Genomic DNA, 20,126 nt, shown 5'->3' with positions numbered 1-20,126 from the left:
TTCGTCCTTTTAGTCGAGTAAGAAGTGCGTCGTGTCGGCCGCTTATTGAACGGTGTGCTGGCTTTCCTGACGCAGTTCTTGAACACCTTTCTGAGAGTCCTTCACAGCCTGTTCAGCTTTGATAGCCTGGGCTTTGCGCTCAGCCACGCGAGCGTCCCACTCGGCCTGTTCGGCCAGGACTTTGGCTTCGTCATACTTTTTGTCGTGCATGGCGATTTCGGCTTGTTTGAGCTTGTCCTGCGCGGACTTCATTTCCACTGCCGCGAATTCGGTACCGCCAGCACTGACGGCGCTGTTGACCGCCGATTCCGTCACGGCGAATTGCTCGCTTGGCGGGTTACCGGCACAACCGGCCAGGACGAAGCTGCTGCCGATGGCCAGTGCAGCCAGTTTCAGGCTACGCAGAGGGGGGAACGCGGATTTGGCAGTTCGGGTCTTCATGGTCTTCAACTCCATTGGAAAAACTCCTGAAAAACTTAAAAATCCATCCTGGGCAAGGAGCCGCAACCTTCAATTTCCGGGGGTGTTTTGAAACGGCCGTCCCAGGCGTGGTTAATGGGTGTGACCCGAGGCGTTTTTCGAAAGTTCAGAGAATATGGCTCATTGCCCAAAAAACTTTGACCGGGCGGACAATGCTCTAAACCGGGTATTTTTACCGCAAGCAGCAGTATTCCCGGCCCTGTAGGGGGCCAGGAGTACGCATTTTGGGAGGGGGAAAGAAGTGCGGTAATCAGTGTTTCTGTTTGTCGTCGATGGCCGACAAATCGTGCAAATGACGACGGGACAAGGCGAGAAAACGCGGAGTCGGACCGACGTCTTCGTACAGCGGATCACCTTCTTCGTCGGTGGCCACGACGGTCGAGCCCTTCACATACGGAAAGCTCTTTTCGAGCTCTTCCAGGGCGGCGCCGATCAGCTCGCCGAGCAGTTCTTCGGGGTGTCGTTTGGGGTACATATCGATAATGGCCGCCAGCCGTGCGGCGGCCTCCACATCCAGATGAATCGAGTATCCGGTGTCGGTCAGGCGACCCTTGGCGTTTTCTTCCCAGTGATGGGCAAGCTCGCGGATTTTCATAGTGACCTCAATGCGCACCTGCTCGTGGCAGGCACTGTCAGTGTCCGGCAAACGCCGGCGGCAGCCGTTGTAGGGCTTACTCTTCAGACTAGCTTTAACGCCCAAGGTTTAAAGTCCCTTCGTCGTCTTATGGTGAACGTTTGGGTGTATATCCGTTGCTTCGGTGATGGCTGCTGGCGGTTTCGCTTTTACAGCGAGTCACTTTGAAGAGCGCAAAGTAACCAAACGCTCTTGCCCCTTTCGTTCGGTGCCTCGCCTAGGCTCGGCATGCCCTCGCTCCGGTCCTGCTCCGTGGGTCCGCCGCCATCGGCCATCCATGCCGGGTTGCCCACTGCGCAGAACCTCCACTCGGCCTCTCGAGGGGGCGGTGCATCAAGATCAAAAGCTGCAGGCGAGCTAACGCTCGGCCTGTTGAGTGGTGAGAAGCAAAAGATGTGCGCCGATCTGCTTTATGTGGGAGCGGGCTTGCTCGCGAAGCTGTTGATTTTGCCGTTGCCGTTGCCGTTGCCGTTGCCGTTGCTTTGGCTTCAGATCTGCCGCCCCTTTCCCAGAGGCCGAACGCAGGCGTTGCGCAGGGGGCACCGCGGCAAGGATGCCGCGGTAGCCGCCCCCGGCCATGGATGGCCGATGGCGGCGGGCCCCCGGAGCAATGCCGGAGTGAGGGCATGCCGAGCCTGGGCGAGGCACCGAATGGCGGGGCAAGAGCCCTTGGTTACTTGGGGCTTTTCCAAGTGACCCGCCGTAAGGGCGGAACCATTAGCGGCCGTTACCGAAGAAACGGATATGTACCCCCACCAATCCCAAAACTTTCTCGGGCGAACAGCATTCCCTTCGTCGTCTGCTTGTAAGAACCGCTTTACAGCGGCACTCTCTAACTCAAGAGCATGGACACCAAGTCACCCGGATTTACGCTGGAGAACTGCTGATGACCGATATTGATGCACGCTTGCGCGAGGATGTTCACCTGTTGGGTGAGCTGTTGGGCAACACCATTCGTGAACAGTACGGGGACGGTTTTCTCGACAAGATCGAGCAAATCCGCAAGGGCGCCAAGGCCGACCGTCGCGGTTCGATGGACGCTGAACTGAGCGCCAGCCTCAATCAATTGAGCGAAGCAGAGTTGCTGCCGGTGGCGCGGGCGTTCAACCAGTTTCTCAACCTGGCCAATATCGCCGAGCAATATCAGCTGATTCACCGTCGCGAAGAGTCGCAGCCTGCACCGTTCGAGGCGCGGGTACTGCCGGAACTGCTCGCCCGCCTGAGTGCTGAAGGTCATGGCGCCGAATCCCTGGCCCGGCAACTGGGTCGGCTGGAGATTGAGTTGGTCCTCACCGCGCACCCGACCGAAGTGGCGCGCCGCACGCTGATCCAGAAGTACGACGCCATTGCCGCGCAACTGGCCGCTCAGGACCATCGCGATCTGACCACTGCCGAACGCGAGCAGATTCAGACCAAGTTGCAGCGCCTGATCGCCGAAGCCTGGCACACCGAAGAAATCCGCCGCACCCGACCTACGCCGGTGGATGAAGCCAAATGGGGCTTCGCGGTGATCGAGCATTCGCTGTGGCAGGCGATCCCCAACTATTTGCGCAAGGCCGATAAAGCCCTGCATGACGCCACTGGCCTGCACCTCCCACTGGAGGCAGCGCCGATTCGCTTTGCCTCGTGGATGGGCGGTGACCGCGACGGCAACCCCAACGTGACCGCCGCCGTGACCCGAGAAGTCTTGCTGCTGGCGCGGTGGATGGCCGCGGACTTGTACCTGCGCGATATCGATCACCTGGCGGCCGAGTTGTCGATGCAACAGGCCAGCGATGACTTGAAGGCCAAGGCCGGGGACAGCGCCGAACCTTACCGCGCGGTGCTTAAACAGCTGCGTGACCGCCTGCGCGCGACGCGTAGCTGGGCTCACGCCTCCTTGACGAAGACCACGCCGGCACCCGCCGATGTGTTGCAAAACAACCGCGAGCTGCTTGATCCGCTGGAGCTGTGCTTCCACTCGCTGCATGAGTGCGGCATGGGCGTGATCGCTGATGGTCCGCTGCTCGATTGCCTGCGTCGGGCGGTGACGTTCGGGCTGTTCCTGGTGCGGCTCGATGTGCGTCAGGACTCGACGCGACATACAGCGGCCATGAACGAGATCACCGATTACCTGGGCCTGGGGCGCTACGAGGACTGGAGCGAGGAAGAGCGCATCACCTTCTTGATGCGCGAACTGAACAACCGCCGGCCGTTACTGCCGGCGTACTTCAAGCCATCGGCCGACACCGCCGAAGTGCTGGCGACCTGCCGGGAAATCGCTGCCGCACCGGGCGCATCGCTCGGTTCTTATGTGATCTCCATGGCTGGCGCCGCTTCCGACGTGTTGGCCGTGCAACTGCTGCTCAAAGAGTCTGGCGTGTTGCGGCCGATGCGCGTGGTGCCGCTGTTCGAGACCCTTGCCGACCTCGACAACGCCGGCCCGGTAATCGAAAAGCTGTTGCTGCTGCCCGGTTATCGCTCGCGCCTGCAAGGGCCGCAGGAAGTGATGATTGGCTACTCCGACTCGGCCAAGGACGCCGGCACGACAGCAGCGGCCTGGGCGCAGTATCGGGCGCAGGAGCGCTTGGTCGACATCTGCCGCGAGCAGCAAGTGGAACTGCTGTTGTTCCACGGTCGCGGTGGCACCGTGGGTCGCGGCGGCGGCCCGGCACACGCGGCGATTCTGTCGCAGCCGCCGGGGTCGGTGGCGGGGCGTTTCCGTACCACCGAGCAGGGGGAAATGATTCGTTTCAAATTTGGCCTGCCGGACATCGCCGAGCAGAACCTCAATCTGTACCTGGCAGCGGTACTGGAAGCGACCTTGCTACCGCCGCCGCCGCCGGAGCCAGCCTGGCGCAATCTGATGGACGAATTGGCCGCTGACGGTGTCAGCGCTTATCGCGCCGTGGTGCGGGAAAATCCGCAGTTCGTCGAGTATTTCCGACAGTCCACTCCAGAGCAGGAACTGGGACGCTTGCCGCTGGGCAGTCGCCCGGCCAAGCGCCGCGCTGGCGGGATTGAAACCCTGCGGGCGATCCCGTGGATCTTCGGCTGGACCCAGACGCGTCTGATGTTGCCGGCGTGGCTCGGCTGGGAAGCGGCGCTGAGCAAGGCGCTGGAGCGCGGCGAAGGCGAGCTGCTGGGGCAGATGCGCGAACAGTGGCCGTTCTTCCGCACGCGCATCGATATGCTGGAAATGGTGTTGGCCAAGGCCGATGCCGATATCGCCCGGTCTTACGATGAGCGATTGGTCGAGCCGGATCTGCTCCCTTTGGGTGCGCATTTACGCGACCTATTGTCGCAGGCGTGCTCGGTGGTTTTGGGGCTGACCGGTCAGTCGCAGCTACTGGCACATAGCCCAGCCACGCTTGAATTCATCCGCTTGCGCAACACTTACCTCGACCCTCTTCATCTATTGCAGGCTGAGTTGTTGGCGCGTTCGCGACAACAGGAAGTGGCACAGGGCAGTCCGGTAGAACAGGCGCTACTGGTGTCTGTGGCGGGGATTGCCGCCGGTTTGCGTAATACCGGCTAAGGTTTTCGTCGTGGGGCAAGGCACTCGGCGCGAGCGTCGAGTTGCCTGTGGGCGAGGGCTTGAAAAGTGCTGCCAGGCGACAGTTAGTGATGGGGTTGCGACTAGGGTTACCCCGACGAAAGGCCACATCAGGCGCGGGTTTCTCCGACTTTCGGCGGCTTGTGTGCTCCGGGCCTGCTGTGTATCTTGATCAGCCTTTGACCGTTTGGGCGGTCACGACCCTTTTATTGAGATTGGCCCCACGAGGCGAATCTGACGTTATCTATATAAAAAATTGAGGAGCACATCGATGCGCGTCATTCTGCTGGGAGCTCCCGGGGCCGGTAAAGGTACTCAGGCTAAGTTCATCACCGAAAAATTCGGTATCCCGCAAATCTCCACCGGCGACATGCTGCGTGCCGCGGTCAAGGCCGGCACCGAGCTGGGCCTGATCGCCAAGAGCGTCATGGACAGCGGTGGTCTGGTTTCCGATGACCTGATCATCAATCTGGTTAAGGAACGCATCAGCCAGGCCGATTGCGCCAACGGTTTCCTGTTCGACGGTTTCCCGCGCACCATTCCTCAGGCTGAAGCCCTGGTGAAAGCCGGCGTGGAGCTGGATCACGTGGTCGAAATCGCCGTCGACGACGAAGAAATCGTTCAGCGTATCGCTGGTCGTCGCGTTCACGAGGCCAGCGGCCGCGTGTACCACACCGTCTACAACCCGCCGAAAATCGCCGGCAAGGACGACATCACCGGTGAAGCACTGGTGCAGCGCAAGGACGACACCGAAGAAACCGTGCGTCATCGCCTGTCCGTCTACCATTCCCAGACCAAGCCTCTGGTCGAGTTCTACCAGACGCTGTCTGCTGCTACTGATGGCAAGCCGAAGTACAGCCACATTGCGGGCGTCGGCTCGGTTGAAGTGATCACCGGCAAGGTGCTTGAAGCACTGAGCTGAAAAGTCTGAATCGCTTCATCTTCTACGGCCCGCTTGCGGGCCGTAGTTGTTTATACTGGCGCACTTTTTCTGACCTCTCTTACGGAAACATCGATGAGCACCTTGCTGGCCCTGGACACCGCGACTGAAGCTTGCTCCGTTGCCTTGCTGCATGACGGAAAAGTCACGAGCCATTACGAGGTGATCCCGCGCCTGCATGCGCAGAAGCTGCTGCCGATGATTCAGCAACTGCTGGCGGATGCCGGGACCAACCTGCAAGCGGTCGATGCCATCGCTTTCGGCCGTGGTCCGGGTGCGTTCACCGGCGTGCGGATCGCCATCGGCGTGGTGCAGGGGCTGGCGTTTGCGCTGGATCGTCCGGTGTTACCAGTATCGAACCTGGCCGTGCTGGCGCAGCGGGCTTATCGCGAACACGGCGTGAGCCAGGTGGCGGCCGCCATCGATGCGCGCATGGACGAAGTGTATTGGGGTTGCTACCGCGAAACGGCGGGGGAGATGCGGCTGGTTGGCAATGAAGCCGTGCTGCCGCCGGAAGTGGCCGCGTTGCCGGCTGACGCCAGCGGTGAGTGGTTTGGCGCCGGCACTGGCTGGGGTTATGTCGAGCGAATCGCCGTCAGCCTGACCGGGCAGGATGCGGGCATGTTGCCTCACGCTGAGGACCTGCTGACCCTGGCGCGTTTTGCCTGGGCGCGTGGTGAGGCGATCGTGGCTGATGAGGCTCAGCCGGTTTATTTGCGGGATAAGGTTGCGACCCCGAAGGCTCGTTAATTCATTGCACCGAGTTGGCCCCATCGCGAGCAAGCTCGCTCCCACAGGGTTTACGCTAACCCCTGTGGGAGCGGGGTTGCCCGCGATGGCGGATTACGCAACGCAGCCAATCGTCGTTTTATATCCCCAGCTTTTAAACCTTTTCCATTTTCTGTGTTCTAGTTATCACTCGGCGGTTTGCGTAGTAGGTTTTGCGCCACTAAACTGCCATCATTGATTCCGGACATGTACTCATGCGTATAGACGGCGTTCCCTCTCAGTCCTACCCCATCAAACGCAAGCCTCGCAAAGGCCCTGTGGCGGATGACGACTACGTCGATATTGACGGCGAGCTGGAAATTCCATCCGAAGAGCAAATGGCTGCCCGCGCTGCCAAAGCCTCTGCGCAACGTTTGAGTAATCTCCCCGCCCGTCAACAAGACATGCTTTATCACCGTGCCATGAGCAGCAGTGTCGCGAAGGCCCTGGCCAGCTACCTGAGCACCGCCGGTTTTGTCGATTGGGATTCGGATGTGCTGGGCCTCGACCTGTACATCTAATGCTGCCTTACTACCTGGGCTGTCCGTCCTGGAGTGAAAACGCCTGGCGCGATTATCTTTATCCGTCAGACGCCAAACCCGCTGAGTTTCTGAATCTCTATTCCCAAGTGTTTAACGCCGTGGAAGGCAATACGACCTTCTACGCGAGCCCGGCTGCGACTACTGTGCAACGTTGGGCCGAGACCATGCCCGAACACTTTCGCTTCACTGCCAAGTTCCCCGGTGACATCAGTCACAGCGGTGACCTGCGCGAACAATTGACCGCTGCCGAAACCTTCCTGCAATTGCTCAGCCCCCTCGGCGAACGGGTTTCACCGCTGTGGCTGCAACTGTCCAAAAGCTTTACACCGCAGCGACTGTCGGAGCTTGCCGGTTTTATTGATGCTGTGGAGCGGCCTCTGGCGGTTGAAGTGCGGCATGACGACTTCTTCGCCAAGGGCGATGCCGAGAGAATGCTCAATCGCCTGCTACTGGATCGCGGTGTCGAGCGTATCTGCCTCGATCCCCGCGCGCTGTTCAGCTGCACATCGACCGATCCCTCGGTCCTTCACGCCCAATCGAAAAAGCCCAGGGTGCCGCCCCGTCCGGCAGCCTTCACGCAATGTCCGCAGGTGCGCTTCATTGGCCATCCGCAGCTTGAGGCTAACGACCCGTTCCTGATGCCGTGGGTCGAGAAAATCGCCGTGTGGATCGAAGAGGGTCGTACGCCTTATATCTTCCTGCACACCGCCGACAACCTGCTGGCCGCCAAATTGGCGCAACGTTTCCACGCAAAACTGATGCTGCGTTTACCTGGCCTGCCGCCGCTACCTGAGCTATACAGAGAGCCCGCTGCCGAGCAACTTGGCCTGCTCTGAAGCGGATTTCTTGCACTTTTCAGGAGCCTGCCAATGGATGCGCAAACCCTTCGAGCCCAAGCGTTTAAAGCACTGCACGAACGCGCGGGGGCTTTTGTCATTCCTAACCCGTGGGATGCCGGCTCGACGAAAATGCTCGCCAGCCTTGGTTTCGAAGCGCTGGCGACCACCAGTGCCGGTTACGCCTTTTCCAACGCCCGCCCCGATGGCGCGCTGACGCTGGACGACACTCTGGCAAACGTTCGGGCGATTGTTGCGGCAACCGATCTGCCCGTAGCCGTCGACCTAGAAAACGGCTTCGCTGACGATCCAGCCGAATGCGCACAGAGTATTTTGCGTGCGGCAGAGGCCGGCGCTGTCGGCGGCTCGATCGAAGATGCGACCGGCCGTGAAGAAGCGCCGATCTACTGCTTCGAGCATGCTGTCGCACGCATCGAGGCTGCCGTGGCAGCCGCTCGCAGCTTGCCGTTTGCCTTTATGTTGACCGCCCGCGCGGAAAACTTTCTGCACGGCAATCCTGATCTCGCCGACACCATTCGCCGCTTGCAGGCGTTTGCCGAGGCGGGGGCCGACGTGCTTTATGCGCCGGGTCTGCGCAGTGCTGAAGACGTGTTGGCGGTGGTCCGTGCCGTGGCGCCCAAGCCAGTCAACGTGCTGATGTCCGGTGGGCTCAAACTGACGGTCGAGCAGTTGCGCGAAATGGGCGTCAAGCGGATTAGCGTCGGATCGGCTCTGGCGCTGGCGGCGTATGGCGAGTTTTTCCGCGCTGCCGAAGAGATCAAGACGTCGGGCACGTTCGGGTTCACGTCGCGGTCCATGCCGTACGCCCAGGCCAATCAATTGTTCAAAGACTGACGATGCGGTTGTGGTGGGTGTGTCGCTGAGGGCCTGTTATTGAAAGTCAGGCGGCGATGCGCAGGTTTTGCAGGACGATCGGGCGAGCCCAGCCGTTATCGAAGTCGAGTTGTTTCTGTTGTTCCACCAGCTCTTCGGGCGAGAACGGCGGGAATGGCTTGTCCAGCAGATCGAGTTCGAATTCGGCGATCGGCAGGTGCAGCGGACGCGGTTGCGGTGCCGGACCTGCTTCCGGCACAGGCTGACCTGCGGTGAGCACGATCGGGCGGACCCAGCGACTTTCGAAGTCCTGTTGTTTCTGTTGAGCGACGATTTCTTGTGCCGGGAACGGTGGGAAAGGTTTGTCGGCCAGGTCCATTTCGAACTCGGCAATCGGCAGGAACAGTGGCTCGGGAGGGCGGACCTCGGTTTCTTTCACATCGCATTCGCGCTGGGAAATGATATGAGCCAGCAGTTCGCTGCCAACGGTGGGTTCGACCGGGCTGTCGAGATCGACCGGTGGAAAGTTGAGAGAAGCCGGTACGACATCGCCCGACTGATCGGCCAGGGCCTGGGCAAAGAAATCCTGCCACAGGTGACTGACGCCGCTCAGTGCTTGGGAGTTTCGTAGGCCAAAATCGCCGTGGGGCGAGATGTAGCCTATCGATGTGCGTTGAATGTCTGACATTTCTCTCGGTCGACGCTCAGCTCTGGCAAAATGCTCGATAGTTTTGTTATCGGCCGTTTTTGCCGATCATTAATTTTTTGAGCGTGTTTTCCCATGATTGAGCAACCTGCGGCCTGCCGCATCCATGTCGAGGCCCTGGCCGCGACTTTTCAGCCACAGGCCGAACAATGGGCCGAGCGCCTGGGTTTGCCGATGCAGGTGGATGACGGTGAGTTCGCCTTGCAGGTCGGCGACCAGGGTTTGCAGCTTCAACAACTGGGCCCGGACGCGCCGGGGCCGGTGCGGGTGGACTTTGTCGAGGGCGGTGCGGCCCATCGCCGCTTGTACGGCGGTGGTAGCGGTCAGATGATCGCCAAGGCTGTCGGGGTTGCCCAAGGCGTGCGTCCGCGTGTGCTGGACGCCACGGCGGGGCTGGGCAAAGATGCGTTCGTGTTGGCGAGCCTGGGCTGCGAGATGAGCCTGATCGAGCGTCAGCCGCTGATTGGCGCGTTGCTTGAAGATGGCCTGGCACGCGGCGCGGAAGACTTTGACGTGGCGCCGATCGTGGCGCGGATGCGCTTGCTCAAGGGTAATTCGATCGAGGTGATGCGCAATTGGGACGGCGAGCCGCCGCAGGTGATCTACCTCGACCCGATGTTTCCCCATCGTGAGAAAACAGCCTTGGTGAAGAAGGAAATGCGCCTGTTCAGGCCGCTGGTAGGCGATGACCCGGATGCGCCTGCACTGCTCGAAGCGGCATTGGCGTTGGCCAGCCACCGGGTGGTGGTCAAGCGCCCGCGCAAGGCGCCGTGTATCGAAGGGCCGAAGCCAAGTCATGCGCTGGACGGTAAATCCAGCCGGTATGACATTTACCCGAAGAAAGCGCTCAAGCCCTGACTCAACACTGATCACTCCCGCGTTCTGCGTGGGAACGATCATCGCTAAGGCCGATACGCCCGCATAAACAACTCCACCACTTCCTGCACATGGCTCTCGGCCGCATCCCCGGTCAGCGGTTCGCCGCAGCCATAAAGCAGCCTGAAATTCCCCGCACCCTTGAGCAAGCAGAAGAAATGCTCGGCCGCATTGCGCGGTTTGTCGATGCTCAACGCGCCGCTGTGATCAACCTTGGTCAGCAACCGCTCCATGCCATGCAACATGCGCTCAGGCCCGGCCTCGAAGAAGATCAGCGAGAGTTTCGGGTCCTGGCTGCCCAGCGTCATCATCAGCCGGTGCAGGTTCACCGATTCGTCGCTGTTGATCAGTTGATGAAAGCCACGCGCGATGTTCAACAGCACTGTTTCTACGGCAGTGCCGTCCGGCAATTCGAAAAACAGCGTCGGCAATTGCTCTTCGCACTTGGCCATCACGGCGGCGGAGAACAGCGTCTCCTTGTCGTTGAAATGGCTGTAGACCGTCAGCTTCGACACACCGGCCTCGGCCGCGACGGCGTCCATGCTGGTGTTCGCATAACCCTTGCTCAGAAACAGAATTTTCGCCGCATCGAGGATCGCCTGGCGCTTTGCCAGATCCTTGGGACGGCCCGGGCCGTTGGGTACTGAAAGATTGTTAGGCATATGCGCTTTTATTACTGGACTGGTGAGTTTGCTATTAATAACATACTGCTCAGTATAATTATTCCAAGCACCATTAGCGAAAGGTCCTTCACCATGTTCCGCTATGCCTTGCCCCTCGCATTGCCAGTTAGTCTGGCGTTTTTATTGTCTGCGTGTGGTCACGAAGAGGCGCCTCAAGTCACCGTTCGCCCGGCCATGGTCGTGCAGCCAGAGCCTTCGGCCCAGGCGATGGAAAGTTTTCCCGGTGAAGTCCGCGCTCGCTATGAGCCGGAGTTGGCGTTTCGCATTGGCGGTAAAGTCAGTCGACGACTGGTCGAAGAGGGGCAGCGGGTCAAGGCCGATCAACCCCTGGCCGAACTCGATCCTCAGGATGTACGCCTGCAACTGGAAGCCACCCGTGCGCAGGTCGCCGCTGCCGAGGCCAACCTGAACCTGGTGCGTGCCGAACGTGATCGCTACAAGACCCTGATGGACCGTCAGATGGTTAGCCGTTCGCAGTACGACAATTCCGAAAACCTTTACCGATCCGGTGAAGCACGCCTCAAGCAAATCAAAGCCGAATTCAACGTTTCGACCAATCAGGCCAGTTACGCCGTGCTGCGTGCGCCTCAGGATGGCGTGGTGGCTAAGCGCGCGGTTGAAGTCGGACAAGTGGTGGCGGCCGGGCAAACCGTATTTACCCTTGCGACCGATGGCGAGCGCGAAGTGTTGATCAGCTTGCCGGAGCAGAGCTTTGGCCGCTTCAAGGTCGGTCAGCCAGTGTCAGTCGAACTCTGGACCCAACCCGACCAACGTTTCGCCGGGCGCATCCGTGAGCTGTCGCCCGCTGCCGATCCAAAATCGCGCACCTTTGCCGCCCGCATCGCGTTCACTGCCGGCAAGGTCCCCGCTGAACTCGGCCAGAGCGCCCGGGTGTTTATCCAGACCGCCGACGTGGTGTCGCTGTCGGTACCGCTGTCGGCCGTCACCGCGGAAAACGGCGCGACCTACGTCTGGGTCGTCAGTGCCAACAATACCTTGAAGAAAACCCCGGTACGGGTCGGTGCCTTCGGCGAGAAAACCGTACCGGTGCTCGAAGGCCTGAACACTAGCGACTGGGTGGTGGCCGCTGGCGTCCATGTGCTTCTTGAAGGGCAGCAAGTGCGCCCGGTGGATCGCTCCAACCGCGTGGTCAATCTGGCGGACAAGGAGTAATCCCCGATGGGTTTCAATCTTTCCGAATGGGCGCTGCGTAATCGCCAGATCGTACTGTTCCTGATGCTCTTGCTGGCCATTGTCGGCGCACTGTCCTACACCAAGCTTGGACAAAGTGAAGACCCGCCGTTCACCTTCAAGGCCATGGTGATTCGGACCAACTGGCCAGGGGCCACGGCGCAGGAAGTGTCGCGTCAAGTCACCGAGCGCATTGAAAAGAAGCTGATGGAAACCGGCGAGTACGAACGCATCGTTTCGTTCTCCCGTCCGGGCGAATCCCAAGTGACGTTCGTCGCCCGCGATTCCATGCACTCGGTGGAAATCCCGGACCTCTGGTACCAGGTTCGCAAGAAGATCAGCGACATTCGTCAGACCCTGCCACCGGGCATCCAGGGGCCATTCTTCAATGATGAGTTCGGCACAACGTTTGGCAATATCTACGCCCTGACCGGCGAAGGTTTTGATTACGCGGTGCTCAAGGACTACGCCGACCGCGTGCAGATTCAGCTGCAACGGGTCAAGGATGTCGGCAAGGTCGATCTGCTCGGGTTACAGGACGAGAAGATCTGGATCGAACTCTCCAACGTCAAACTCGCCACCCTGGGTCTACCTCTGTCGGCGGTGCAGCAGGCCCTTGAAGAGCAGAACGCGGTGTCCACCGCCGGGTTCTTCGAGACCTCCAGCGAGCGATTGCAGCTACGCGTCTCGGGGAATTTTCAGACGGTCGAAGAGATCAAGAGCTTCCCGATCCGCGTCGGCGATCGTACGTTCCGCATCGCCGATGTGGCGGATGTGCGTCGGGGTTTCAACGATCCGCCAGCGCCGAGCATGCGCTTCATGGCGGAAAACGCCATCGGTCTGGCCGTGGCCATGAAGGACGGTGGCGACATTCTGGTGCTGGGCAAGGCGTTGGAAATCGAGTTCGACCGGATTCAGAACAATCTCCCTGCCGGTATGCAGCTGCGCAAGGTCTCCGACCAGCCCGCCGCCGTGAAAAGCAGTGTCGGTGAATTTGTTCAGGTGCTGGTGGAAGCGCTGGCAATCGTCCTGCTGGTGAGTTTCTTCTCCCTCGGCGTGCGCACCGGCATGGTGGTAGCGCTGGCGATTCCTTTGGTTTTGGCGATGACATTCGCCTGCATGTATTACCTGGGAATCGGCCTGCACAAGATTTCCCTCGGGGCGTTGGTACTGGCGCTGGGGTTGTTGGTGGACGACGCGATCATCGCCGTGGAAATGATGGCGATCAAAATGGAGCAGGGCTTCGACCGGATCAAGGCGGCCAGTTACGCCTGGACCAGCACCGCATTCCCGATGCTCACCGGCACGCTGATCACCGCTGCCGGCTTCCTGCCAATTGCCACTGCGCAATCGGGTACGGGCGAATACACCCGTTCGATCTTCCAGGTGGTGACCATCGCGTTGCTGGCCTCGTGGGTGGCCGCTGTTGTGTTTGTGCCTTATCTGGGGGAAAAACTCCTGCCGGATCTGGCGAATATTCATGCAGCCAAACATGGCACCGGCGACGGCCAGCCCGACCCTTACGGCACGCCGTTCTATCAGCGCGTCAGACGCCTGGTGGAGTGGTGCGTACGGCGGCGCAAGACGGTCATTGTCCTGACGGCCGTGTTGTTTATCGGTTCTGTCATCCTGTTTCGCTTTGTGCCGCAACAGTTCTTCCCGGCATCGGGTCGTCTGGAGTTGATGGTCGATCTGAAACTGGCGGAAGGTGCCTCGTTGAGCAACACCCGAGATGAGGTCAAACGCCTCGAAGCACTGCTGAAGGATCACGCCGGTATCGACAACTATGTCGCTTACGTTGGCACCGGTTCGCCACGTTTTTACCTGCCGCTGGATCAACAACTTCCTGCAGCGAGCTTCGCGCAGTTTGTAGTCCTGGCCAAAACCATCGAAGAGCGCGAAACCCTGCGCACCTGGCTGATCGAAGCCCTCAAGGAACAATTCCCGGCCCTGCGTGCGCGGGTGACACGTCTGGAGAACGGGCCACCGGTTGGCTATCCGATGCAGTTCCGGGTCACCGGTGAGCACATCGAGGAAGTCCGCGCGCTGGCCCGTAAAGTGGCCGCCAAGGTTCGCGAGAACCCGCATGTGGTCAACGTCCATCTGGATTGGGAAGAACCGAGCAAAGTCGTTTATCTGAACGTCGATCAGGACCGCGCCCGGGCGCTTGGAGTGAGCACCGCGAACCTGTCGAAGTTCCTGCAAAGCTCTCTGACCGGTTCCAGCGTCAGCCAGTACCGTGAAGACAACGAGTTGATCGAGATTCTATTGCGCGGCACGTTGCATGAACGTACCGAACTGTCATTGCTGCCAAGCCTGGCGGTGCCGACTGACAACGGTCGCAGCGTGGCGCTGTCGCAAATCGCGACGCTGGAATACGGCTTTGAAGAAGGCATCATCTGGCACCGCAACCGCTTGCCGAACGTGACGGTCCGCGCCGACATTTACGGTAAGGAGCAACCGGCGACGCTGGTGCAGCAGATCATGCCGACCCTCGATCCGATCCGCGCCGAACTGCCGGACGGCTACTTGCTGGAAGTCGGCGGCACTGTAGAGGACTCGGCTCGCGGGCAGAATTCGGTGAAGGCCGGTGTGCCGCTTTTCATCGTGGTGGTGCTGACGTTACTGATGCTGCAATTGCGCAGTTTCTCACGCACGGTAATGGTGTTTCTGACGGCGCCTTTGGGTTTGATCGGTGTGACCTTGTTCCTGATGCTGTTCCGTCAGCCGTTCGGTTTCGTCGCCATGCTCGGCACCATCGCGCTGTCTGGGATGATCATGCGTAACTCGGTGATTCTGGTGGACCAGATCGAGCAGGACATTGCTTCCGGGCTCAAGCCTTGGCAGGCGATTATTGAAGCCACAGTGCGGCGTTTCCGGCCGATTGTGTTGACTGCCCTCGCGGCGGTGCTGGCGATGATTCCGCTATCACGCAGTGTGTTTTTCGGGCCGATGGCGGTGGCGATCATGGGCGGGTTGATTGTCGCGACGGCGCTGACGTTGCTGTTTTTGCCGGCGCTGTATGCGGCGTGGTTCCGAGTAAAAAAGGAATCAGCTTGAACACGCTGTAGTAACGACCAAAGGCTGCGAGCTTTTGAGCTTGAGTTCCACGATCAGGATCAAAGGATCGCAGCAGCAATAGCGCAAACGGAAAAAGCCCGCTGAACCGGTAAAGGTCAGCGGGCTTTTTTGCGGCTTTCAGACGCTCGAAATTACAACGTCCCAAACACCTTCTTCGCCAAACTCGTCGCTGCCGCCGCGGGATTCTGTCGAATGGCTTCTTCCTGTTTACCAATCATCTCGAACAGACCGTTCAGCGCCTGCTCGGTCACGTAGCTTTCGATGTTGGCGTTCTTCGCGTCCACCACACCCAGCGTCGCGGCTTGTCCGGCGAATGAGTTGTATTGCTTGGCCAGGCCCACCTGGTCGGTAGCTTGCTTGACGATGGGCAGGAACTTGACGCGGATCTGTTCGCGGCTGGTTTTGCTCAGGTACTGAGTGGCCGAGTCCTTGCCGCCGCTGAGAATGCCCTTGGCATCCTCCACGCTCATCTTCTTCACCGCGTCCACCAGGATGGGCTGGGCTTGCGTCACGGCGGTTTCAGCCGCTTTGTTCATGCTGGTTTCCAGCTGATCAACCTGGTCGCCCATGCCGAACTGCTTCATCTTGCTGGCGACTTTACCCAGTTTGCCCGGCAGTTCGATTTTCACATCCGGGTTGTTGCTGAAGCCGCCCGGCGTGCCCAGTTGTTTCACGGCCAGTTGCGCGCCTTGGGTCAGGGCATCCTTGAGACCGCCGGTGGCGTCTTTTTGTGACAGGTCGCTGAGTGACAGCGCCAGTGCGCTGGCGGAGATCATCAAGCCTGCGCACAGGCCGGCGAAGCGAAGGGTAGGACGGAGCATGGCAGCTTCCTTGTTCAATATAGAGAATTAGCGGGGGCGTCGACGCGGACTTTCAATGGCTGCGGGTCGCTGCCATCCAGCTGCACGGCGTGATGTTCGGTGGTGATGAACATCAGCTCTCCGTTGACTTCGATCCGTGCGCTGACTGAATAACGATGGCCCGGTTTGACCTGCGCTGGATCGTAACTCAGATGAAACGGCAGCGGCACCTGGCCTTTGACCGGGTCTTTCTGTTCGTCGAGGACCACGGCAGGCGCATCAGCCAGGGACACGTCCTGCAAGCTGACGCTTAAGATGGCGCTGGGCGGCAGAGCGATGCGTTGCAGGTAGAAGACTTCGCCATCGAGGCTGGTTTTGGCGGCAGGTTGTAGGGTCTGGCAGGCTCCGAGCAAGGCAGTAAGCCCCAGAAGCGAGAGTTTTTTCATGAGTTGAATCCCTGTCGTTGGCGCCCGAAGTAGATGAACGCCGACGACAATTTAACGGATTTTTCCGGTGATTTCGCCCCATGGATCTTTTGATATGCGCTTTTTTCAAATTCTACTAAAGGGTTTCAATACAACGGACCCGGGATATACCGCAATTGAATTGTGGTATTCATTTTCAGTGGCTGTCAGCGTATAGCGTTTGCCAGGGACGACAGTCTCCGGGTCGTATTCCAGATAGAACGCCTCGGCCATTTCTTCGCTGATATGTATTGGCGTCAGTTGCGCAGTCGTATCGTCGTGCTCGTGGGCGACAACAGTGACTGCGTGTTCAGGTTGAACCGCTTGAGGCGCTTGCGCCTGCAGGTAGAGGCGGCCAACAGGGCTGAGATGCAGGGTTTGTCGGTGCGGCGCACGATGGACAATCACGAAGTAATCCAGGTCAATCAGCAGTGGAACGCCGTTGTGGGTCATGCTGATCGTGACAAGGTATTTGACGCTGACATCGGAATAGTTGTGCATGAATGAGAAATTCCAACGCCCGCTATACAGTTCCGGTTTGCGGGATTGCGCAACTTTGATGGGAGTGGTTGAGTTGGCAGTTTGCACGCTTATATAGGTTTCGCCTTCGCCATCATCTGGGGGTAGAAAGTCTTCAGGCAAACTGAAAGTTAGAGTGACGTAGTTGCTGGTGTTTTCTAATGGGTTCATCGCGATATCCGTATCGGGATTCAAGTGGGTCTCTATTAATCCATAATTGACAGGTTATAAGAACATCCTTGTTCTTATAGTTATTGTCAGAAAGTTACAACTGACTCCAACTAAGCCTGATCCGCCGCATCTTCACTGCGATGCAACGCCACCTGACGGATAGACAAACGAATCTCCGCCGGCAACACCCGCTTGGCCGCGCCTTCGGCCAGTTCGCCGAGCAGTTCGTGGTAGCTCAGCTTGCCGGCCTCGTCGCGCTTGAGCACATCCAGATCCAGCATCGTCTGGATGAAATGGCGGAACAGGCTCTTGTCGAAGAACTCCGGGGCGTTGAGGCCATGGAGGATCGACAGGCGCTGGGCCATGACCGTGCACAGGTCTTCCAGCTCTTCGGCACTGATGCTGTTCTGGCCGCTGTTGAGCAGCAGGGAAACGGTCATGTAGAAACGTTGCAGGGTCTGGGCGATGCTTTTCGACAGCAGGGTCAGCAATACGAAATGCCGCGAGCTCGGCGCCGGGCGCAGGTAGACATCATTCTCAAAACGCAGCAGACCTCGCTCGACGAACGCTTCGAGCCATTGGTCGATCACCGCATCCAGTTCCTCCAGCGACCAGCGAATGAACAGCTCCGATTGCAGGTACGGATAGAGCGCTCGGGTGTAGCGCAGGATCTGTTCGCGGCTCATGCGCGAGGCGCTCTGGAAGAAGCTCGCCAGCAACGCCGGCAGGGCGAAGATGTGCAAAACGTTGTTGCGGTAGTAGGTCATTAGGACGGCGTTCTGCTCGTCAAGATACAGAATCTTGCCCAGGGCATCGCTCTGCTCGGAAAGCAGGTCCATGTCCTTCACATGCTCGATCAGTGCCCGGCCGTCTCCGTCCGGCAGCGTGGTGTGCGGCGAGTACGGGACCTTGCGCAACAGCGCCAGATACAGATCGAGCACCCGTGCCATCGCACGATCGTCCAGGGCCAGTCGGCTGGTGGACAGCAATGCCAGGGCCACAAGGTTGACCGGGTTGATCGCCGCCGCCTCGTTCAGATGCTGCGCGACTTTCTCACCGAGGCGCTGGGTGGTTTCGTTGAGCCAGGCCGGTTTGAACTGCGGACCGAGTTCCTGCTGGCGCCAGTCCGGTTGTTCGTTGTCGAGGAATTCCGCCAGTTTGATCGGTTCGCCGAAGTTCACCGCCACCTGACCGAAACGCTGCTTGAGCGCGCCGATGACTTTGAAGATGTCGAAGATCGATTCTTTCTTCTTGCTTGCGCCACGCAATTCGCCGAGGTAAGTCCGGCCTTCCAGCACACGCTCGTAACCGATGTAGACCGGGATGAAAACGATCGGCATCCGCGACGAACGCAAGAAGCTGCGCAGGGTGATGGCGAGCATTCCGGTTTTTGGTTGCAGCATGCGCCCGGTGCGCGAACGGCCACCCTCGACGAAGTACTCCACCGGGAAGCCTTTGGTAAACAGGGTATGCAGATATTCGTTGAACACCGACGTGTAGAGCGGGTTGCCCTTGAAGGTGCGGCGCATGAAAAACGCACCGCCGCGCCGCAGCAGGCTGCCGATTACTGGCATGTTGAGGTTGATCCCGGCGGCGATGTGCGGCGGGGTCAGGCCGTTGCGGAACAGCAAATAGGACAGCAGCAGATAGTCGATGTGGCTGCGATGGCACGGCACGTAGATCACTTCGTGACCCTGAGCGACCTTCTGCACGCCTTCGATGTGGTTGACCTTGATCCCGTCGTAGATCTTGTTCCAGAACCAGCTCAGCACCACTTCCAGAAAGCGGATCGCGGTGTAGGTGTAGTCGGAGGCGATCTCGTTGCCATAGCGCAGGGCCTGGGCCTTGGCTTTCTCCGGGGAGATGTTTTCACGCTCGGCTTCGTCGAGGATCGCTTGCTTGACCAGTGGCTGATTGAGCAGGCCTTTGACCAGGTTGCGACGGTGGGAAATGTCCGGACCGATCACCGCTGCTTTCAGGTTGCGGAAGTGCACCCGCAGAATCCGCTGGGCCATGCGCACGGTGCGCTCGTGGCCCTTGTTGTGATCGATCAGCTCGCGCAAATGGATCGGCGCGGAGAACTGCACGCGGGTTTTGCGCCCCAGCACAATGATGCTCAGCAACCGGCGCAGGCGCCCGGTGACCGCCCAGCTGTCGGCGAAGAGCAGTTTCCACGGGCTCGACTCGCTGTCCGGCGACTGGCCCCAGAACACGCTGACCGGAATGATCTGCGCGTCTTCGGCGGCGTTCTGGCTCAGGGCACTGACCAGGCGGGTCAGGGTCGGCGGCGCGCCGCGTTTGTCCTGACGGCCGAGCCAGTCGGGTTCCGGCGTCAGGTAGAAAAATGCGGCGGGTTCCACCAGGTTACCCACCGACACAGGCAGCACCGGACGGGGAAGGCCGGCCTTGCTGCATTCGGTGTCGACCACAGCCAGATCGGTCAGCGAAGGGTTTTGCAGGACGTAGAACACCGGACGGCTGCGGTCGAGGTCAAGGGTGAACGACGACTGGTTGATCGTCTCCGAGCGAACCCAGAGGTACAACAGTCGGCGCAGGGTGCCAAACACAAGACGGCGGAACGGGGAACGGGTCATACGGCTTCTGCGTGAATGGAAAAAACCGAGCGTTTGCTCGGGCGGCCGATAGTGTGCCGTATTCGTCGAAAATCGGCAAAAAAGCGGCTAAGTAAAGTTGAGTTGAGAGTTTTGGCGGCTGTCATATACTCGGCCGTTCAAAATAAAAACAAGGGGGTACTGACATGGCAACGCGCGAAACCGGCAATGTGAAGTGGTTCAACGACGCCAAGGGCTACGGCTTCATTCAGCGCGAGGACGGGGTGGACGTGTTCGTGCACTACCGCGCGATTCGCGGCGAAGGTCACCGTTCGTTGGCTGAAGGCCAGCAGGTTGAATATGCCGTGGTGACGGGCGAGAAGGGCTTGCAGGCCGAGGATGTGGAGGGGCTCTAAACCCACTCTTCAGATCATACAAAATCAATGTGGGAGCGGGCTTGCTCGCGAATGCGGTGTGTCAGTCGACATAAACTTTGACTGACACACCGCATTCG

Annotated in this window: 18 protein-coding genes; 10 read left to right on the top strand and 8 right to left on the bottom strand. The window is 59.5% G+C overall.

Annotation, left to right across the window (positions count from 1 at the left end):
• Positions 1–42: 42 nt before the first annotated feature.
• Both FQ187_RS23020 and FQ187_RS23015 read right to left on the bottom strand, forming a co-directional pair.
• Entirely contained in the window at positions 43–456 is a 414-nt protein-coding gene (locus tag FQ187_RS23020) for a DUF4398 domain-containing protein (RefSeq protein ID WP_149631230.1), read from the bottom strand.
• Between the two features lie 274 nt (positions 457–730).
• The gene (locus FQ187_RS23015; protein ID WP_149631262.1) at positions 731–1,075 is read right to left on the bottom strand and encodes a pilin assembly protein; all 345 of its coding nucleotides are present in this window, start codon (positions 1,073–1,075) and stop codon (positions 731–733) included.
• 925 nt (positions 1,076–2,000) lie between these two features.
• On the opposite strand from FQ187_RS23015, the gene ppc reads away from it, so the two are divergent.
• The 6 genes from ppc to FQ187_RS22980 all read left to right on the top strand — a co-directional run bounded on the left by ppc (position 2,001) and on the right by FQ187_RS22980 (position 8,590).
• Positions 2,001–4,631 (top strand): phosphoenolpyruvate carboxylase, encoded by a 2,631-nt coding sequence (gene ppc / locus FQ187_RS23005; protein WP_149631228.1) that lies wholly within the window; start codon positions 2,001–2,003, stop codon positions 4,629–4,631.
• A 289-nt stretch (positions 4,632–4,920) separates the two neighbouring features.
• The gene (adk, locus tag FQ187_RS23000; RefSeq protein WP_134418737.1) at positions 4,921–5,571 is read left to right on the top strand and encodes an adenylate kinase; all 651 of its coding nucleotides are present in this window, start codon (positions 4,921–4,923) and stop codon (positions 5,569–5,571) included.
• Positions 5,572–5,664: 93 nt separating this feature from the next.
• Positions 5,665–6,339 (top strand): tRNA (adenosine(37)-N6)-threonylcarbamoyltransferase complex dimerization subunit type 1 TsaB, encoded by a 675-nt coding sequence (gene tsaB / locus FQ187_RS22995; protein ID WP_149631227.1) that lies wholly within the window; start codon positions 5,665–5,667, stop codon positions 6,337–6,339.
• Between the two features lie 233 nt (positions 6,340–6,572).
• Positions 6,573–6,878: a hypothetical protein gene (locus FQ187_RS22990; protein WP_008156859.1), complete on the top strand. Its 306-nt coding sequence runs from the start codon at positions 6,573–6,575 to the stop codon at positions 6,876–6,878.
• Positions 6,878–7,735: a DUF72 domain-containing protein gene (locus FQ187_RS22985; protein WP_149631226.1), complete on the top strand. Its 858-nt coding sequence runs from the start codon at positions 6,878–6,880 to the stop codon at positions 7,733–7,735. The genes FQ187_RS22990 and FQ187_RS22985 overlap by 1 nt, the downstream gene beginning before the upstream one ends.
• Positions 7,736–7,768: 33 nt before the next feature.
• Complete coding sequence (locus FQ187_RS22980; protein ID WP_149631225.1) at positions 7,769–8,590, top strand: isocitrate lyase/phosphoenolpyruvate mutase family protein; 822 nt, start codon at positions 7,769–7,771, stop codon at positions 8,588–8,590.
• A 46-nt stretch (positions 8,591–8,636) separates the two neighbouring features.
• Here the strand turns inward: FQ187_RS22980 and FQ187_RS22975 are convergent, their stop codons facing one another.
• Positions 8,637–9,257 carry an energy transducer TonB gene (locus tag FQ187_RS22975; protein ID WP_095128118.1) on the bottom strand — a complete coding sequence of 207 codons (621 nt, stop codon included), beginning with the start codon at positions 9,255–9,257 and terminating at the stop codon, positions 8,637–8,639.
• A gap of 93 nt (positions 9,258–9,350) precedes the next feature.
• Here FQ187_RS22975 and FQ187_RS22970 point away from each other — a divergent pair, with 93 nt between their 5' ends.
• Positions 9,351–10,133 carry a class I SAM-dependent methyltransferase gene (locus FQ187_RS22970; RefSeq protein ID WP_149631224.1) on the top strand — a complete coding sequence of 261 codons (783 nt, stop codon included), beginning with the start codon at positions 9,351–9,353 and terminating at the stop codon, positions 10,131–10,133.
• A gap of 44 nt (positions 10,134–10,177) precedes the next feature.
• Here the strand turns inward: FQ187_RS22970 and FQ187_RS22965 are convergent, their stop codons facing one another.
• Positions 10,178–10,813 carry a TetR/AcrR family transcriptional regulator gene (locus FQ187_RS22965; protein ID WP_149631223.1) on the bottom strand — a complete coding sequence of 212 codons (636 nt, stop codon included), beginning with the start codon at positions 10,811–10,813 and terminating at the stop codon, positions 10,178–10,180.
• Positions 10,814–10,906: 93 nt separating this feature from the next.
• On the opposite strand from FQ187_RS22965, the gene FQ187_RS22960 reads away from it, so the two are divergent.
• Complete coding sequence (locus FQ187_RS22960) at positions 10,907–12,007, top strand: efflux RND transporter periplasmic adaptor subunit (protein WP_149631222.1); 1,101 nt, start codon at positions 10,907–10,909, stop codon at positions 12,005–12,007.
• Between the two features lie 6 nt (positions 12,008–12,013).
• Positions 12,014–15,085: an efflux RND transporter permease subunit gene (locus FQ187_RS22955; RefSeq protein WP_149631221.1), complete on the top strand. Its 3,072-nt coding sequence runs from the start codon at positions 12,014–12,016 to the stop codon at positions 15,083–15,085.
• 152 nt (positions 15,086–15,237) lie between these two features.
• Here FQ187_RS22955 and FQ187_RS22950 read toward each other — a convergent pair whose 3' ends face one another.
• The 4 genes from FQ187_RS22950 to plsB all read right to left on the bottom strand — a co-directional run bounded on the left by FQ187_RS22950 (position 15,238) and on the right by plsB (position 19,654).
• The gene (locus FQ187_RS22950) at positions 15,238–15,927 is read right to left on the bottom strand and encodes a DUF4197 domain-containing protein (RefSeq protein WP_149631220.1); all 690 of its coding nucleotides are present in this window, start codon (positions 15,925–15,927) and stop codon (positions 15,238–15,240) included.
• Between the two features lie 14 nt (positions 15,928–15,941).
• Positions 15,942–16,352 carry a YbaY family lipoprotein gene (locus FQ187_RS22945; RefSeq protein WP_149631219.1) on the bottom strand — a complete coding sequence of 137 codons (411 nt, stop codon included), beginning with the start codon at positions 16,350–16,352 and terminating at the stop codon, positions 15,942–15,944.
• Positions 16,353–16,457: 105 nt separating this feature from the next.
• The gene (locus tag FQ187_RS22940; RefSeq protein WP_149631218.1) at positions 16,458–17,084 is read right to left on the bottom strand and encodes a hypothetical protein; all 627 of its coding nucleotides are present in this window, start codon (positions 17,082–17,084) and stop codon (positions 16,458–16,460) included.
• An 86-nt stretch (positions 17,085–17,170) separates the two neighbouring features.
• Entirely contained in the window at positions 17,171–19,654 is a 2,484-nt protein-coding gene (plsB, locus tag FQ187_RS22935; RefSeq protein WP_149631217.1) for a glycerol-3-phosphate 1-O-acyltransferase PlsB, read from the bottom strand.
• A gap of 164 nt (positions 19,655–19,818) precedes the next feature.
• On the opposite strand from plsB, the gene FQ187_RS22930 reads away from it, so the two are divergent.
• The gene (locus FQ187_RS22930; protein WP_149631216.1) at positions 19,819–20,028 is read left to right on the top strand and encodes a cold-shock protein; all 210 of its coding nucleotides are present in this window, start codon (positions 19,819–19,821) and stop codon (positions 20,026–20,028) included.
• Positions 20,029–20,126: the final 98 nt, after the last annotated feature.

The sequence above is a fragment of the Pseudomonas sp. ANT_J28 genome (assembly GCF_008370005.1).
Classification (GTDB): Bacteria; Pseudomonadota; Gammaproteobacteria; order Pseudomonadales; family Pseudomonadaceae; genus Aquipseudomonas; species Aquipseudomonas frigoris.
This window is presented reverse-complemented; position numbering and strand designations above follow the sequence as displayed.